We start from the raw sequence: 14,055 nt of genomic DNA, 5'->3' as shown, positions 1-14,055 counted from the left end.
GCGCAAGCGCGCGACGGGCCAGCCATCGCTGAAGCTCAACCAAGGAAGGCACGGAGAGCGAGGCCCGACGAAGCGGACCGGACGAGGTGACGAGAGGGATATGGACCGTCCACCCCCCGAAAGCAACTGCGATCGGCGTCAGCCGGCGCGGGCCCCCGTCGCGCGCAGGATCGGGAGCCAGCGGTTCATCTCGGCCTTGAGGAAGTCCCGCAGCGCCGCGCTGTCCCCCGCGCGCGGTTCCACGCCGCGTTCGGCATAGCGCTGCTGCACGGCGGGGTCGGCGAGGACCTCCAGCGTTGCATTCGAAAGCATGCGAAGGATCCCGGGCGGCGTGCCCGCCGGTGCGTAGAGCGCCTGCCAGGAGGATGTCTCGTAGCCCGCCACGCCGCCTTCCTGCAGCGTCGGCAGGTCGGGCAGCAGGCGCGACCGGCGCGCGGTCGTGACCGCGATGCCGCGGGCGCGCCCGTCCTGCATCATCGGCGCGAGCAGCGTCTGGCTGTCGATCATGAATTCGACGCGGCCGGCGACGAAATCCGTCACCGCCGCGGGCGTGCCGCGGTACTGGACGATGGTGAAGTCCACGTTCGCGAGCTTCTTCAGAAGCTCCCCCGCCAGGTGGGACGCCGCGCCGATGCCGGTCGTGGCGAAGGTCGCGTCGCCGTTCTTCGATCGCAGCCAGGCGAGCAGCGACGGTACGTCCCGCGCCGGGACGGACGGATGCACTGCCGCGACGAAGGGTTGCTCGCCGAGCAGCGCGACGGGCGCGAAGTCGGTCACCGGATCCACGCCGGCATCGGGGTAGAGCGCCGGGATGACGCCGTGCGCCGCCCCGTTCAGCAGCAGCGTGTGGCCATCGGCCGGCGCGCGGGCGACGGTGCGCGCGCCGATCGTGCTCCCGGCACCGGGCGCATTCTCGATGACCAGCGGCTGGCCGAGCCTGCGGGAGAGCGGCTCGGCCACGATGCGCGCCACCACGTCGATGATCCCTCCGGCGGCGAAGGGCACCACGACGCGGATCGGGCGGCTGGGATAGCCGCCCTGTGCGCGGGCCACCGCGGGTGCGGCGATGAACGCGGTGGCGAGAAGGCTGCGGCGATAGAGGATCATGGCGCGTCTCCCGGCGGTCGGCGCGCCACGATAGCGCGGGTCAGTCGAGGCGGATATTGGCGTTGCGCACCAGTTCCGCATAGCGGTCGGCGTCGCGGGTCAGCATGGTCGCCGCTTCCTGCTGCGTCCCGCCGCCGATGATGAAGCCGGCATCGCTGATGCGCTTGCGCAGTTCCGTGTTGGCGTAGGCCTTGTTCACCGCGGCCACCCAGCGGTCGGCGATGGGCTGCGGAACGCCGGGCGGGGCCATGAGCATGTACCAGACCACGGCATCGAAGCCGGGGAAGCCGAGTTCGGCGACCGTCGGCGTCTCGGGAAGCCATTCCACGCGCTGCGGCATGGTGACCGCGAGCGCCCGCACGCGCCCCGCGCGGATATGCGGCAGGTAGGTCGGGAAGGTGTCGATGGCGAGGTCAATGCGCCCCGCCAGGATCTCGTTCACCGCCTGGCCCGTGCCGCGGAAGGGCACGTGCGTCATGCGCACGCCCGCCTGGGAAGCGAGCAATTCCGCCGCCAGGTGCTGCTGCGTCGCGACGCCCGAGGAGGAGTAGTTGAGCACGCCCGGATTCTCCCGCGCGCGGGCCAGCAACTCGGGCAGGGTCTGCGAGGGCGAGTTCGTCGGCACCACGGCGACCAGCGGCACGGTCGCCGCATGCACCACCGCGGTCTGGTCCCGGCGGATGTCGAAGGGCGGCGGGCTCATCAGCGGCGGCACCACGGCCGAGGCGCTGATCGTGGTCATCAGCATGGTGTAGCCGTCCGGCCGCGCGCGCGACATCGCCAGCACCGCCAGCGTGCCCGAGGCACCCGGCCGGTTCTCGACCGCGATGGTCTGGCCGAATTCCTCCTGCAGCGAGGGCGCGAGGAAGCGGGCGATGATGTCGGTGCCACCGCCGGGCGCGAAGCCGACCAGCAGGGTGATGGCACGGCTGGGATAGGCCTGGGCGATCGCCGGCGCCGGCAGCAGGGGCGCGAGCGCCGCCGCGCCCAGGGCGCGGCGGGAGATACGGATGGTCATGGCGTTTCCTCTCGGCTGGCCGCCCGGCGCCTTATCGTTGGCGTGACCGATGCAGACCTGCGCGCGCATGCGCGCGCAGGTCATCGGCCACGCGTGCGCCGGTGCGGCAGTGGCTCACTTGCCCTGGAACTTTGGGGCGCGCTTGTTGAGGAAAGCGTCAACGCCTTCCTGGAAGTCGGCGCTGGTGAAGCACATGGTCACCAGGTCGTCGCCCTCGACATCGCTGGTCGCCTTGCGCAGGCGGCGCAGGGCTTCCTTCGTCGCCTTGATCGTCAGCGGCGCAAGGCCGGTCATCGTCGTCGCCAGTTCCATGGCGCGGGCGGCAACGGCATCCGGCGTCTCCAGCACCTCGGAGACCAGGCCGATGTGCTTCGCCTCCGCCGCGCTGAACAGGCGGGAGGTCATGATCATCTCGGCGATCGCGGCCGGGCCGACCAGGGCGTAGAAGCGCGCGAAGTTGTGCATGTTGAGGATGTTGCCGAGCGTCTTCGCGATCGGCAGGCCGAAGCGCGCGGAGGCGTCGCAGATGCGGATGTCGCAGCAGCCCGCGATGCCGAGGCCGCCGCCGGTGCAGGCGCCCGCGATCGCGGCGATCACCGGCTTGGTGCAGTTCTCGAGCGCGCCGAGCACCTTGTCGATGCGAGCCTCGTAGCCCAGCGCGTCCTCGGCCGTCTTGAACTCGCGGAACTGGCTGATGTCGGTGCCCGAGGCGAAGGCCTTGCCGCCGGCGCCGGTCAGCACCCAGACGCGGATGGACGGGTCGGCGCTGATCTCGTCGGCCAGTTCCTGGATGCGCTGGTACATCGGGAACAGCATGGCGTTGCGCGCCTGCGGGCGGTTGAAGGTGGTCCAGGCGATGCCGCCCTCACGGACCTCGTGCAGAATCTCGTCGCTCATGGCGCTCCGTCCCGATTTGGTGTCGTGCAAGGCGTAACGGGATGGGGCGGGCCGTCAAGCGGGTGTCTTGCCGATCCGCCGCCGCGATGCGAACAGAGGCGGCCTGGAGGATCCAAGACCATGATGCCGTTGTCCCGCTTCACCATCCTCGACCTGACCCGCGTGCGGTCCGGCCCGACCTGCGTGCGCCAGCTTGCCGATTGGGGCGCCAACGTGATCAAGATCGAGGCAACGGACGAGGTCGACACCGGCAAGGGCCTGGGCGGCGAGCGCGACGGCCCGGACTTCCAGCACGTCCACCGCAACAAGCGCGGCATGACGCTGAACCTGAAGTCGCCCGAGGGCCTGGCCGCCTTCCGGCGCATGGTCGCCAAGGCCGACGTGGTGGTCGAGAACTACCGCCCCGACGTGAAGACCCGCCTCGGCATCGACTACGACAGCCTCGCCGCGATCAACCCGCGCATCGTGCTCGGCTCGATCTCCGGCTTCGGGCAGGACGGGCCCTATGCGAAGCGCCCGGGCTTCGACCAGATCGCGCAGGGCATGGGCGGGCTGATGTCCGTGACCGGCCTGCCGGGCCAGGGGCCGGTGCGCGCGGGCATTCCGGTCGCCGACCTGACGGCCGGCCTCTACTGCGCCCTCGGCATCATGGTCGCGCTGCTCGAGCGTGAGGTGACGGGCAAGGGCCGCTGGGTGCATGTGTCCCTGCTGGAAGCCATGGTCGCGATGATGGACTTCCAGGCCACGCGCTGGACCATGAAGCACGAGGTGCCGAAGCAGGCCGGCAACGACCATCCGACCACCATCCCGACCGGGTTGTTCAAGACGTCGGACGGCGTGATGAACATCGCCGGCGGCGGCCAGGTGATGTGGGACCGGATCGTGAAGGTCCTCGGCATCGAGGAAGAGGCGAAGGACCCCGACATCGCCACCGACAAGCTGCGCAGCCAGAATCGGGTGAAGGTCAACGCGATCCTCGAGAAGGTGACGCAGACCGACACCTCGGCGAACTGGGTCGCGAAATTCAACAAGGAAGGCGTGCCCTGCGGCCCGGTCTATTCCATGGACCAGGTCTTCGCGGATGAGCAGGTGAAGCACCTCGGCATCGAGATGACGGTGCAGCACCCGCGCCTCGGTGCGCTGAACGTGGTGCGCGCGCCGATGCAGATCGCGGGCGTGGACTGCGCGAAGAACCCGACGCCGGAACGCGGCCAGCACACCGAGCAGGTGCTGGCGGAATTCGGCTTCAGCGCCGCGGAGATCGCCGCGCTGAAGGCCGCCAGGGCGGTGTGAGCAAGGCCGGGGGAGGGGAACCTCCCCCGGGTTCGCTCTTGCCCTGCCGTTCGCCCGGCCACCGCGCCGGGAACTTCGCCCTGCGGCCGGCCCCAGGCATGGGCCGCCCGCGGCCCCGTGCCCTCCCTACCCGAACACCTCGGGCCAGGCGGCCAGCAGCGCCGAATCCGCCTCCTCCATCGTCGCGGGGATGCCGAGGGCGTGCAGGCTGGTCACCCCGTGCTCGCTGATCCCGCAGGGCACGATGCCGCCGAAATGGCCCAGGTCCGGATCGACGTTCAGCGCGATGCCGTGCCAGGACACCCAGCGCGTCACCCGCACGCCGATGGCGGCGATCTTGTCCTCCCCGCCCGTGGCGCGGTTCACGACCCACAGCCCGACCCGGCCCTCGCGCCGTTCGGCCCGGACGTTGAACCTGCCGAGCGCGTGGATCAGCCATTCCTCCAGCCCATGGACATAGGCCCGGATGTCCCGCGCCGGCACGGTCCCGTGCGGCCGCGTCAGGTCGAGCATGACATAGGCCGTCCGCTGCCCCGGCCCGTGATAGGTCCATTGCCCGCCGCGCCCGGCGGCGAAGACGGGGAATCGGGCGTCCCGGAGGTCCTCGGGCCTGGCCGAGGTGCCGGCGGTGTAGGTCGGCTCGTGTTCCACCAGCCAGACCCGTTCATTTGCCTGGCCTTCGCGGATGGCGGCGACCTGCGCCTCCATGGCGGAAAGGGCCTCGGCATAGGGCGTCCGGCCTTCGGATACGATCCATTCGGGGGGGGGGTTTGCTGGGAGCGCGGTCATGGGTTATACGCCGCGCCCTCTACCGGTTTTGCGGTCGTGGCGGAATGGTAGACGCGCCAGCTTGAGGTGCTGGTGGGGGCAACCCCGTGGAAGTTCGAATCTTCTCGACCGCACCATTTTTCATTTGATCCCTCAGACGCCGGGCGGGCCGCATCCGCGGCCCTTGGCTTCGCGCCATGTGCTGGCGCGTTGGCGGTTGCGGTTGGTCTGGGCGCGGTCGCGCTTCGCGCTCCTGGCCCGAGGCAGGGCCTCGGGCCGTATTCTTTTGATCCCTCAGACGCCGGGCGGCCCGCATCCGCGGGCCTTGGCTTCGCGCCATGGACTGGCGCGTTGGTGGTGGCTGTTGGGCTGGGCGCGGTCGCGCTTCGCGCTCCCGGCCCGAGGCAGGGGCCTCGGGCCGCAGGTTGCGCTGGATTGAGGGCGGTTTCTTTCGGCGGGGTCCGGGGGGCGCCGCGCCCCCCGGCGGAGCGCGAGGCGGAGCCTCGCATTCCCCGTCAGGCCGCCAGGGCGAGTCGTTTCTGCAGGTCGTGCCACTGCTCCGGCGCCAGGCTGATCTTCGCCGCGCCCTCGATCACCGCCGCCACCGAGTCGTCCTCCGCCACGGCGCGGGCCTCGGCCACGAAGGCCGCGCGTTCCGGTGCGCTCATCGCCGGCAGCATCAGCGTCAGGATGGCCTGCGCCCGCAGCAGCGGGATCGCCGCGAGCATCCTGCCTTCCAGCGCGCGCAACTCCTCCTCCGTCAGCAGCGCCTGCAGCAGGTGCCGCAGGGTTTCGTGCCGGGGCGGCCGCAGGGGGCCGAACAGGTCCTCCCGCGTGGGCGCGGGGCGATTGTCGTTCGTGGTCAGCATGGGTCCGTCCTCGGGATCCGTGCGGGGTTTCGTCCCGGCCCCTGCGCCGCACGCCGCGGGGGCCGGGCTTCGTTCGTCAGGCGGCCGTGGCCTTGCGGCGCTGCCAGGCCTCGAGCCTGTCCCGCGCGCCGTTGCGCGCCGGGTCCATCGCCGCGTCGTGCGATGGCGTCTTGGCGGTGAGTTCCACCACGTAGCCGTCGGGATCACGGAAGTAGATCGAACGCATGACGCCATGATCCGCCGGGCCGCGCGTCTCGATCCCCGCCGCGCGCCCGCGGGCGAGCATCGGTTCCAGCGCCTCGGGCGCGACCTCCATCGCGACATGCAGGTCGAAATCGTGCTGCGCCTTGAAGGGGAAGGGGCTGTCCGGCACCTCGAAGAACGCCAGGAATGTGCCGTCCCCCAGGCGATAGAAGGAATGCAGCACGGAAGTCGCGCGACCGGTCTTGGTCTGCTCGATGACGAAGGCCTCGGCCAGCGGCAGGCCGAGGAAATCCTCGTAGAAGCGTCGCGTCGCACCGGAATCGCCGCAGCGGTAGGCGACGTGGTGGAAGGCCCTCACGGGCGCCGGGGTGTCCATCACGCGGCCCTCCGCGCCAGCGTGGCGTCGCGCCAGGCCTCGAAGCCGCCATTCGCCGCGGCCCAGGACGGCCGCGCCTTCATCGCCGCGATCCAGCGCACCACCCGGCGATGGTCGGAGAAGTCATGGCCGACCATCTCGCCGATCGTGGTGAAGGCGACACCGAGGAAGTCCGCGAGGTTGGGCTGCGTGCCGCCGAGGTAGGCCCCGGCATCTGTCAGCATATGGTCGTTCAGGATGCGCAGCATCGACTGCGCCTCCTGCCGCGCGGCGGCGGTCACCACCTCCTGCGCCGCGGGTGGGTAGGCCGTGTGCGGCATCACGTCGGGATAGACCACGCCGTAGGCGAAGCAGCGGTAGAAGCCGGTGTTGAACCAGTCCATCTGCGAGTTGACGCGCGCGCGCCCCTGCGGATCCGACGGATAGGCGGGCGAGTGGGAAACCTCGGCGATGTACTTCAGGATCGCGGAGGATTCCGTCAGCAGGAAACCGTTGTCATCGAGCAGCGGCACCTTCCCGTTGGGGTTCTTCGCCAGGTAGTCCGGCTGCATGTGCTCGCCGGCGAGAAGGTTCACCGGCACGAGTTCCAGCGGGACGCCCGCCTCATGCGCGAGCATCACGATCGGACGGCAGGTCGTGGAGCCGTCGAAGAAATGGAGCTTCATGGTTCGTCTCCTCCCTCACCGGGTTGCGGGGGCCTGGTGCGTGTGCGCGACCGTGGCCGGCGGCTGTTCCATCTCGGCAAATGCGTGGCCCGCGCAGCCGACGTCGGGGTTGGTCGAGTTGAACATCCCCGCCGGGTTCTCCTTCCACAGCCAGACATGCAGGTCGTAGTGGTGCAGTTCGCGCGGCATCAGCGGCTCATGCCCTTCCATCGGCCCGTCGAAGGGGCGGCCGAAGAGGGTCGGGCGCTCGGCCACGCCGGTCGCCAGCGGGATGAACCATTCGGCGGCGACCAGGCGCAGGGTGCCGCCCGGCCCGGGCTCATAGACCAGGATCTGCGGGCGCATCGGGTCCGCCGTGGGCCCGATCAGCGCGGGGTTGAGGAAATGCACCCCCATCCCGCCCACCGGATATTCCACGCAACCCAGCGTCGAGAGGTAGCCCCCGCGGATCGCGGCGCGCGGGTCCTGGTACCTCTCCAGCGCGTCGCGCACCGCGGCGAGTTCGGGCGGCAGGTTCGGCGCGCGGATCGGCCCCGAGGCCCGGTGCTGCGCCATGTGCCCGCCCTGCCCCATGGCCGTGGTGGGGGCGCTCGCGGCGAGGCCCGCGGCCAGGATGGCCGCGGTGAGAAGCACGCCCTTCCGGATGCCGGCGTGATCGATCCCGATAGTCCTGGCCATGGTGATCCTCCTCCAACAGGGGCGCGATCAGCGCCCGGGGACGACGACGCTCAGATACGGCGCGGTGGGCGTCTCGCTCGCGCCCACCATGCGCGGAACCTCGTTGCGGACCGGCGGCAGGCTGCGCAGGTAGCGCGCCAGCGCGCGGGCATCGGTGTCGTTGAGCGCGGCATAGGAATGCCAGGGCATCACCGGCGCCAGGATTCGCCCGTCCGGTCGCTCGCCGGTGCGCACCGCGCGCATGATGTCCGCCTCGCTCCAGGCGCCGATGCCGGTCTCGCGGTCCGGCGTCAGGTTGGGCGGATAGAAGACGCCGAGATCGGGAATGCCGAAGCCGATGCCCGACCCCGCGAGGTGCAGCCGCGGATCTGGTTGGCCCGCCAGCGCGCCGCCGGTGTGGCAGCCGCCGCAATCCATGATGCGCGCGAGGTATTCGCCGCGCGCATTCGGCCCGCCCGGAGCCTGCTGCGCGGCCACCGGGGTGGCGGCGAACAGGGCGGCGGCGACGGCGGCACGGCTCAGGATACTGGTCATCAACGGCGCTCCTCGGTGCGGGAGGGCTCGGCCCTCGCGGTGGCGCCAATCTCGCGACCGGACCTTTCCGGAGCCATCGCCGGAGTTTTCCGGCACTTTCCGGAAGTCTTCCCGCCGGTGACCCCGGTCACATGGCCGCGGCGGTCCTCATTCCGGCACGCCGGCCTTCACCAGGCCTTCGATGAAGACATTGGCATGCGCGAAGCCTGCCAGGTTCCTCCTCAGCACCCCGACGCTGATCGGCGGCCCCATGCGGTTGCGCGCGGCGATGCAGTCGCGTGCCTCCTCGATGCGGCCGAGATGACCGCAGCAGGAGATCAGCGTGTTGTAGGGGCCGAAGTATTCCGCGAAGCCCGCCACCGAGGCGCGCAGATGCGGCAGCGCCTCCTCGAAGCGCCGCGCGCCGAGCAGCGCGAGGCCGTGGATCGCCGTGTAGATCCCCGCGAAGCTGTCCATCGGGCTGAGGCGCAGCGCGAGGCCCGTTTCCCCGATCGCTTCCTCCATCCGCCCGGTGCGCAGCAGCCCCCAGCCATGCATCGTGCGCCCGAGTGCGAAGCAGGGATTGAGGTCGAGCGCCGCGCGCAGTTCCACCAGCCCCGCCTCGTGCTGCCGCACGGTGGACAGGCAGATGCCGTGCGCCATGCGTGCCCAGGGCTCGGCCGGATCGAGCGCCACCGCCTTCGCCGCCTGGCGCGCGGCGACGCGGTAGCCCTCCGCATTGTCCGGCCACCAGTAGCAGAGCGCCGCCCACCAGGCCGACCAGGCGAGCAGCGCATGGGCGCGGGCGTAGTTCGGTTCGAGGGCGATCGCCGCTTCCAGCAGCCGCCGCGCCTCCTCGTTCTGTCGCTTGCCGACCTTGTTGATCAGCCCCATCGCCCGCACCGCGAGCCCCCAGGCGGAGAGGTTCCCCGTTGGGCGGGAGGCGGCGCGGAAGCCTTCCTCGGCATAGAGGTGCGGCTCGATGGCGGCGACGACGCTGCGGGTGATCTCGTCCTGCACCGCGAAGATGTCGGCGAGCTCGCGGTCGTAGCGCTCGGCCCAGATGTGCCGCCCGGTGCCGGCATCGACCAGCTGCCCGGTGACGCGCACCCGCGCGCCGGCGACGCGCACGCTGCCTTCGAGCACGTAGCGGACGCCGAGGTCGCGCGCGACCTCCCGCACGTCCACCGCGCGGCCCTTGTAGGTGAAGGTGGAATTGCGGGCGATGACGAAGAGCCAGCGCAGGCGCGCGAGGTCGGTGGTGATGTCCTCGGCGATGCCGTCCGCCAGCCAGTCCTGCGCGCCGGCCTCGCCCATGAAGGCGAAGGGCAGCACGGCGATGGACGGGGCCGCGTCGTCGCCGCCGATCGCCGGCGCCGCGCCGGGCGCCACGTCCGGCAGGGCAGGGGCGGCGACGGGCCCGCGCAGCGTCAGCCCGGTGGTGCCTTCCACCACGGCCAGGGTGCGGTCGGAGAACAGCCCGACCAGCAGCTTGTCAACGGTGGAGCGGCCGAGGCGCGTGCGGTGCGCGAACTCCTCCCGCGAGATGCGCTCGCGGGCGAGGTAGTCCCTGACGATCCGCGCGACCTGCCGCCTGTCGTCCATGCACGAAGCCGCCCGCCTTCGTCCGCCCGCGCCATCGAGGCGATGGCGATCCGGCGAACAGGATAGGCCCGTCGGGTGGCCGAGGGAATCATTGCGTTCCCGCGGCGTTGCCGGCCCTTCGTGGCGGGCGGGCCGGCCGGGCCGCGGTCCGTCGCTTGCCGCGCGAATGGTGCGCGGGGGCAGGCGCGTGCCGCGATCGTGGCGCATGCCGCCGGCGCGTCGCCGGCCGCCACCCCGGCATGGACGCCCTTCCGCCTTCCGGCCGCGGGCGGGCGAGGGAGGAATCCGCCCCGGCCCCTGCCACACCGGCGCGAAAGCCTCTACCCTCGCCCCCGGAGGTGCCCTGATGGACGAGGATTTCCGCCGCGCCGCGCTCGACTACCACCGGTTCCCGCGCCCCGGGAAGCTGGCCGTCGAGCCGACCAAGCGCATGGCCACGCAACGCGACCTGGGCCTGGCCTATTCCCCCGGCGTCGCCGCGGCCTGCGAGGCGATTGCGGCCGACCCCGCCGCCGCCTACGACTACACGACCCGCGGCAACATGGTCGCCGTCATCACCAACGGCACGGCGGTGCTCGGCCTCGGCGCCATCGGCGCGCTGGCCTCGAAGCCGGTGATGGAAGGCAAGGCGGTCCTCTTCAAGAAATTCGCCGGCATCGATTCCATCGACATCGAGATCGAGGAACGCGATCCGGACAAGCTCATCGAGATCATCGCCGCGCTGGAACCCTCCTTCGGGGCCATCAACCTCGAGGACATCAAGGCCCCTGAGTGCTTCATCATCGAGCGCACCCTGCGCGGGCGGATGAAGATCCCGGTCTTCCACGACGACCAGCACGGCACGGCCATCATCGTCGCCGCCGCGGTGCGCAACGGCCTGCTGGTGCAGGGGAAGCGGCTGGAGGACGTCAAGCTCGTCAACACCGGCGGGGGCGCCGCCGCGCTCGCCTGCCTCGACCTGCTCGTCTCGATGGGGCTGAAGCGGGAGAACGTCACGATCTGCGACATCGGCGGCGTGGTGCATGCCGGGCGCAACGACCTCGATCCCTACAAGGCGAAGTGGGCGCGCGTGACGGAAGCCCGCACGCTGGAGGACGCTCTGCCAGGCGCCGACGTCTTCCTCGGCCTCTCCGCCCCGCGCGTGCTCAAGCCCGAATGGCTGAAGCACCTGGCGCCGAAGCCGCTGGTCCTGGCGCTCGCCAACCCGGAACCCGAGATCCTGCCCGAGGCCGTCCGGGCCGCCCGCCCCGACGCGATCGTGGCGACCGGCCGCACCGACTACCCGAACCAGGTCAACAACGTCCTCTGCTTCCCCTTCATCTTCCGCGGCGCGCTCGACGTCGGCGCGACGACGATCAACGAGGCGATGAAGATCGCGACCGCCGACGCCATCGCGGCGCTGGCGCGCGTCGAGGCCTCGGAAGTCGTCGCCGCCGCCTATGGCGGGCAGGCGCCGGTCTTCGGCCCCGACTACATTATCCCCAAGCCCTTCGACCCGCGCCTGATCCTCGAGATCGCGCCGGCCGTCGCCAGGGCGGCGATGGACAGCGGTGTCGCCACGCGACCCATTGCCGACTTCGCCGCCTATCGCCGGGAACTGGAGCGCAACGTCTTCCGCTCCGGCAACCTGATGCGCCCGGTCTTCGAGGCCGCGCGCAAGCGCCCCCGCCGCGTCGCCTATGCCGAGGGCGAGGACGAGCGCACCCTGCGCGCCGTGCAGACCGTGGTGGATGACGGCATCGCCGAGCCGATCCTGGTCGGCCGCCGCGCCGTGATCGAGGCGAAGGTGAAGGCCCTCGGCCTGCGCATGGACCTCGGCGAGAGCGTGTGCGTGCTCGATCCCACCGCCGATGCCGAGGTGTTCGGCCCGCTCACCGAGCTGTACCGCCTCAAGGTCGGCCGCCGCGGCACGCCGCCGGATGCCGCGGCCAAGCGCGTCAGGACGCGCGCCGCCGTCGCCGCTTCCCTGCTGCTGGAAGCCGGCCATGTGGATGCCGCCATCTGCGGCGGGACCGGCGACTGGATGGGGCAGTGGCGGCACGTGCTCGACATCATCGGCAAGCGCGATGATGTCGGTCGTGTCTATGCGCTCTCGGGGCTCATCACGCGCACGGGCGACCATCTCTTCGTCGTCGATACGCATCTCTGCCTGGAGCCGAGCGCCGAGCAGATCGCGGAGATGACGCTGCTCGCCGCCGAGCAGGTACGGACCTTCGGCATCACGCCCAAGGTGGCGCTGCTGTCGCATTCCTCCTTCGGTGCCTCCCACGCGCCCTCGGCCCGGCGCATGCGGCAGGCGCTGGCGCTGATCCACAGGCAGGACCCGGAGCTGGAGGTGGACGGCGAGATGCATGCCGACGCCGCGCTCATCCCGGCCATCCGCGCCCGCGCCGTGCCCGACAGCCCGCTGGAGGGGGCGGCGAACCTGCTGGTCATGCCTGGGATCGACGCCGCCAACATCGCCTTCAACCTGGTGAAGGCGGCGACGGACGGGTTGCAGCTCGGCCCGCTGCTGCTCGGGATGAACAAGCCGATCCACGTGCTGGTGCCGAGCGTGACCGCGCGCGGCATCCTGAACGTGACGGCGCTGGCGGTCGCGCAGGCCAACGCGGCCGCATAAGGCGTTCGGGGGGGCGGGAGGGGAGCGCCCGGCCCCCTCCCGCGATCTTCAGCGCGCCTCGGCGGTGATGCCGAAGATGCGCTGGACATCCGCCGGGCTCGGCGGCGCGCCCTGCATCTGCTGCAGCGTCACCGGCTGGGGCGGGTTGGCGCGGATCTCCACCGTCTGCGCCTGACCGCGGATGAAGCGCTGCACCGCGTCGCGGATGGGGTCGAGCGCCGCGGCCCCGGGCTGCGTCAGCGCACCGCCGGCCATGGCGGCGAACTGCTCGCGCAGTTGCGGTTCCGGCGTGCGTGTCTCCGCCGCCTGCATGGCGATGAAGCGGCGGAACAGCGAGGCGTCCGCATAGCGCACGCCCACCGAGATCAGCCGCATGGTGGAGAAGTCGGACGCCTGCGCCTGCTGCTGCGTCAGCCCGTCCAGCGCCAGCGCGAAGGAGAGCGTGCCCACCTCGTTGCCGGCGACCGACAGGTTGCGGATCTCGATCCGCCCGCCGGCACCGTCATAGGTGGTGTCGGCGGTGATCTCGCCCTCGATCGCCTGGTAGCCGAAGCGCGTCAGCCAGTCGGCGATCATCGGCAGCGGTTCCACGCGGATGCCGCGCAACGCGATCGTGGCGGTGCCGCTGCCGTCGGTGCGCGCGACATCCGCGCCGACGCGCATCTCCCGCAGGGCACCGACCGGCCGCCCGCCGCCGGTGAACTGCAACCCATCGAGTTCGACGGCCGCGCGCCCCACCAGGCTCGGCGGCGTCTGCTGGCGCATCAGCGCGGTGAGCGTGGTGCCGAAATCCAGCCCGGTCATGCTGAAGCGAGCGAGGCTCAGCGCATCCACGATGCCGCCGTCGAGGCCGCCGAGTTCCAGCCCCTCCAGCGCCACGCTGGAAGGCTGTCCGGCCACCCAATTCTCCACCGAGGCGACGGCGAGGCGCATGGTCGTCGTGCCGGTGGCCTCCACCCCCTCGATGCGCAGCGCGTCGAGCCGCACCTTGTCGGGGTCGGGCGGCGCGCCGCCGGGGTCGCGCGCCACGGTCAGGCCGGCGAGGCGGATCATGCCGATGCGCACGCGCGTGCCGGCTTCCTCGGTCGCGAAGCCGCGCGCGACCGCCTCGGCCACGCCGTCCTGGCGCAGGCCGCTGATCCGGAGGTCCTCCATGGTGGCGCGGCTGCCGGGCCGTTCCAGCACCACGGCGGTCATGCGGACCTGCTCGCCGGCCTGGTCCAGCGCCTCGGCCGAGCCGTAGGAGAGGCGGACATCCGCGCCGAGCAGGCCGCGCAGCCGGGTCAGGGCGGCCGGCTCGTTCGGCGGGATGGGCACCGGGGCCAGCGCCTGCGGGGCCGGCGCGACCGGGGCCGGAGCCTGGGCCGAAGGCGGGCCGGAAGGCTTGCCCGGCACCTGCGCCGTGGGCGGCGTGGCCGGAACCGCAGGCACCGTGGGCGCCC

General features: G+C 71.5%; 12 protein-coding genes, 1 tRNA gene and 1 pseudogene. 3 read left to right on the top strand and 11 right to left on the bottom strand.

Going from position 1 to position 14,055, the window contains the following annotated elements; translation table 11 throughout:
• Positions 1-138 precede the first annotated feature (138 nt).
• The 3 genes from GXW76_RS16610 to GXW76_RS16600 all read right to left on the bottom strand — a co-directional run bounded on the left by GXW76_RS16610 (position 139) and on the right by GXW76_RS16600 (position 3,022).
• A complete protein-coding gene (locus GXW76_RS16610; protein WP_211863212.1) occupies positions 139-1,107 on the bottom strand; it encodes a Bug family tripartite tricarboxylate transporter substrate binding protein in 969 nt (322 codons plus the stop codon).
• Positions 1,108-1,147: 40 nt separating this feature from the next.
• The gene (locus GXW76_RS16605) at positions 1,148-2,125 is read right to left on the bottom strand and encodes a Bug family tripartite tricarboxylate transporter substrate binding protein (protein WP_211863211.1); all 978 of its coding nucleotides are present in this window, start codon (positions 2,123-2,125) and stop codon (positions 1,148-1,150) included.
• A gap of 114 nt (positions 2,126-2,239) precedes the next feature.
• The gene (locus GXW76_RS16600; RefSeq protein ID WP_211863210.1) at positions 2,240-3,022 is read right to left on the bottom strand and encodes an enoyl-CoA hydratase/isomerase family protein; all 783 of its coding nucleotides are present in this window, start codon (positions 3,020-3,022) and stop codon (positions 2,240-2,242) included.
• A gap of 120 nt (positions 3,023-3,142) precedes the next feature.
• Here GXW76_RS16600 and GXW76_RS16595 point away from each other — a divergent pair, with 120 nt between their 5' ends.
• Positions 3,143-4,315, top strand: a complete 1,173-nt coding sequence (locus GXW76_RS16595; RefSeq protein ID WP_211863209.1) for a CaiB/BaiF CoA transferase family protein — start codon at positions 3,143-3,145, stop codon at positions 4,313-4,315.
• A gap of 126 nt (positions 4,316-4,441) precedes the next feature.
• Here the strand turns inward: GXW76_RS16595 and lipB are convergent, their stop codons facing one another.
• The gene (gene lipB, locus GXW76_RS16590; protein WP_211863208.1) at positions 4,442-5,104 is read right to left on the bottom strand and encodes a lipoyl(octanoyl) transferase LipB; all 663 of its coding nucleotides are present in this window, start codon (positions 5,102-5,104) and stop codon (positions 4,442-4,444) included.
• A 30-nt stretch (positions 5,105-5,134) separates the two neighbouring features.
• Between lipB and GXW76_RS16585 the strand changes: the two genes are divergently transcribed.
• A tRNA-Leu gene (locus GXW76_RS16585) sits at positions 5,135-5,220 on the top strand.
• Positions 5,221-5,598: 378 nt separating this feature from the next.
• On the opposite strand, the gene GXW76_RS16580 is transcribed toward GXW76_RS16585, so the two are convergent.
• From GXW76_RS16580 to GXW76_RS16555, 6 genes are all read right to left on the bottom strand, one after another.
• Positions 5,599-5,952, bottom strand: a complete 354-nt coding sequence (locus tag GXW76_RS16580; protein WP_211863207.1) for a hypothetical protein — start codon at positions 5,950-5,952, stop codon at positions 5,599-5,601.
• Positions 5,953-6,028: 76 nt separating this feature from the next.
• Positions 6,029-6,532: a VOC family protein gene (locus tag GXW76_RS16575; protein WP_246514447.1), complete on the bottom strand. Its 504-nt coding sequence runs from the start codon at positions 6,530-6,532 to the stop codon at positions 6,029-6,031.
• Positions 6,532-7,197: a glutathione S-transferase family protein gene (locus GXW76_RS16570; protein WP_211863205.1), complete on the bottom strand. Its 666-nt coding sequence runs from the start codon at positions 7,195-7,197 to the stop codon at positions 6,532-6,534. The genes GXW76_RS16575 and GXW76_RS16570 overlap by 1 nt, the downstream gene beginning before the upstream one ends.
• A gap of 15 nt (positions 7,198-7,212) precedes the next feature.
• Complete coding sequence (locus GXW76_RS16565) at positions 7,213-7,875, bottom strand: hypothetical protein (RefSeq protein ID WP_211863204.1); 663 nt, start codon at positions 7,873-7,875, stop codon at positions 7,213-7,215.
• Between the two features lie 27 nt (positions 7,876-7,902).
• Positions 7,903-8,409 carry a c-type cytochrome gene (locus GXW76_RS16560; RefSeq protein WP_211863203.1) on the bottom strand — a complete coding sequence of 169 codons (507 nt, stop codon included), beginning with the start codon at positions 8,407-8,409 and terminating at the stop codon, positions 7,903-7,905.
• A gap of 147 nt (positions 8,410-8,556) precedes the next feature.
• Positions 8,557-9,993 (bottom strand): tetratricopeptide repeat protein, encoded by a 1,437-nt coding sequence (locus tag GXW76_RS16555; protein ID WP_211863202.1) that lies wholly within the window; start codon positions 9,991-9,993, stop codon positions 8,557-8,559.
• A 346-nt stretch (positions 9,994-10,339) separates the two neighbouring features.
• Between GXW76_RS16555 and GXW76_RS16550 the strand changes: the two genes are divergently transcribed.
• Positions 10,340-12,613 carry an NADP-dependent malic enzyme gene (locus GXW76_RS16550; RefSeq protein ID WP_211863201.1) on the top strand — a complete coding sequence of 758 codons (2,274 nt, stop codon included), beginning with the start codon at positions 10,340-10,342 and terminating at the stop codon, positions 12,611-12,613.
• 48 nt (positions 12,614-12,661) lie between these two features.
• On the opposite strand, the pseudogene GXW76_RS16545 reads toward GXW76_RS16550, so the two are convergent.
• Positions 12,662-14,055 (bottom strand): annotated as a pseudogene (locus GXW76_RS16545) (hypothetical protein); the annotation flags it as partial.

Source organism: Neoroseomonas soli (assembly GCF_018129065.1).
Taxonomy (GTDB): Bacteria; Pseudomonadota; Alphaproteobacteria; order Acetobacterales; family Acetobacteraceae; genus Neoroseomonas; species Neoroseomonas soli.
This window is presented reverse-complemented; position numbering and strand designations above follow the sequence as displayed.

Excerpts from the sequence above, each read along its gene's own strand:
- GXW76_RS16595 (WP_211863209.1), top strand. The coding sequence starts at position 3,143 with ATGATGCCGTTGTCCCGCTTCACCATCCTCGACCTGACCCGCGTGCGG.
- GXW76_RS16565 (WP_211863204.1), bottom strand. The coding sequence starts at position 7,875 with ATGGCCAGGACTATCGGGATCGATCACGCCGGCATCCGGAAGGGCGTG.
- lipB (WP_211863208.1), bottom strand. The coding sequence starts at position 5,104 with ATGACCGCGCTCCCAGCAAACCCCCCCCCCGAATGGATCGTATCCGAA.
- GXW76_RS16600 (WP_211863210.1), bottom strand. The coding sequence starts at position 3,022 with ATGAGCGACGAGATTCTGCACGAGGTCCGTGAGGGCGGCATCGCCTGG.
- GXW76_RS16550 (WP_211863201.1), top strand. The coding sequence starts at position 10,340 with ATGGACGAGGATTTCCGCCGCGCCGCGCTCGACTACCACCGGTTCCCG.
- GXW76_RS16580 (WP_211863207.1), bottom strand. The coding sequence starts at position 5,952 with ATGCTGACCACGAACGACAATCGCCCCGCGCCCACGCGGGAGGACCTG.
- GXW76_RS16575 (WP_246514447.1), bottom strand. The coding sequence starts at position 6,532 with ATGGACACCCCGGCGCCCGTGAGGGCCTTCCACCACGTCGCCTACCGC.
- GXW76_RS16605 (WP_211863211.1), bottom strand. The coding sequence starts at position 2,125 with ATGACCATCCGTATCTCCCGCCGCGCCCTGGGCGCGGCGGCGCTCGCG.
- GXW76_RS16570 (WP_211863205.1), bottom strand. The coding sequence starts at position 7,197 with ATGAAGCTCCATTTCTTCGACGGCTCCACGACCTGCCGTCCGATCGTG.
- GXW76_RS16560 (WP_211863203.1), bottom strand. The coding sequence starts at position 8,409 with ATGACCAGTATCCTGAGCCGTGCCGCCGTCGCCGCCGCCCTGTTCGCC.
- GXW76_RS16555 (WP_211863202.1), bottom strand. The coding sequence starts at position 9,993 with ATGGACGACAGGCGGCAGGTCGCGCGGATCGTCAGGGACTACCTCGCC.
- GXW76_RS16610 (WP_211863212.1), bottom strand. The coding sequence starts at position 1,107 with ATGATCCTCTATCGCCGCAGCCTTCTCGCCACCGCGTTCATCGCCGCA.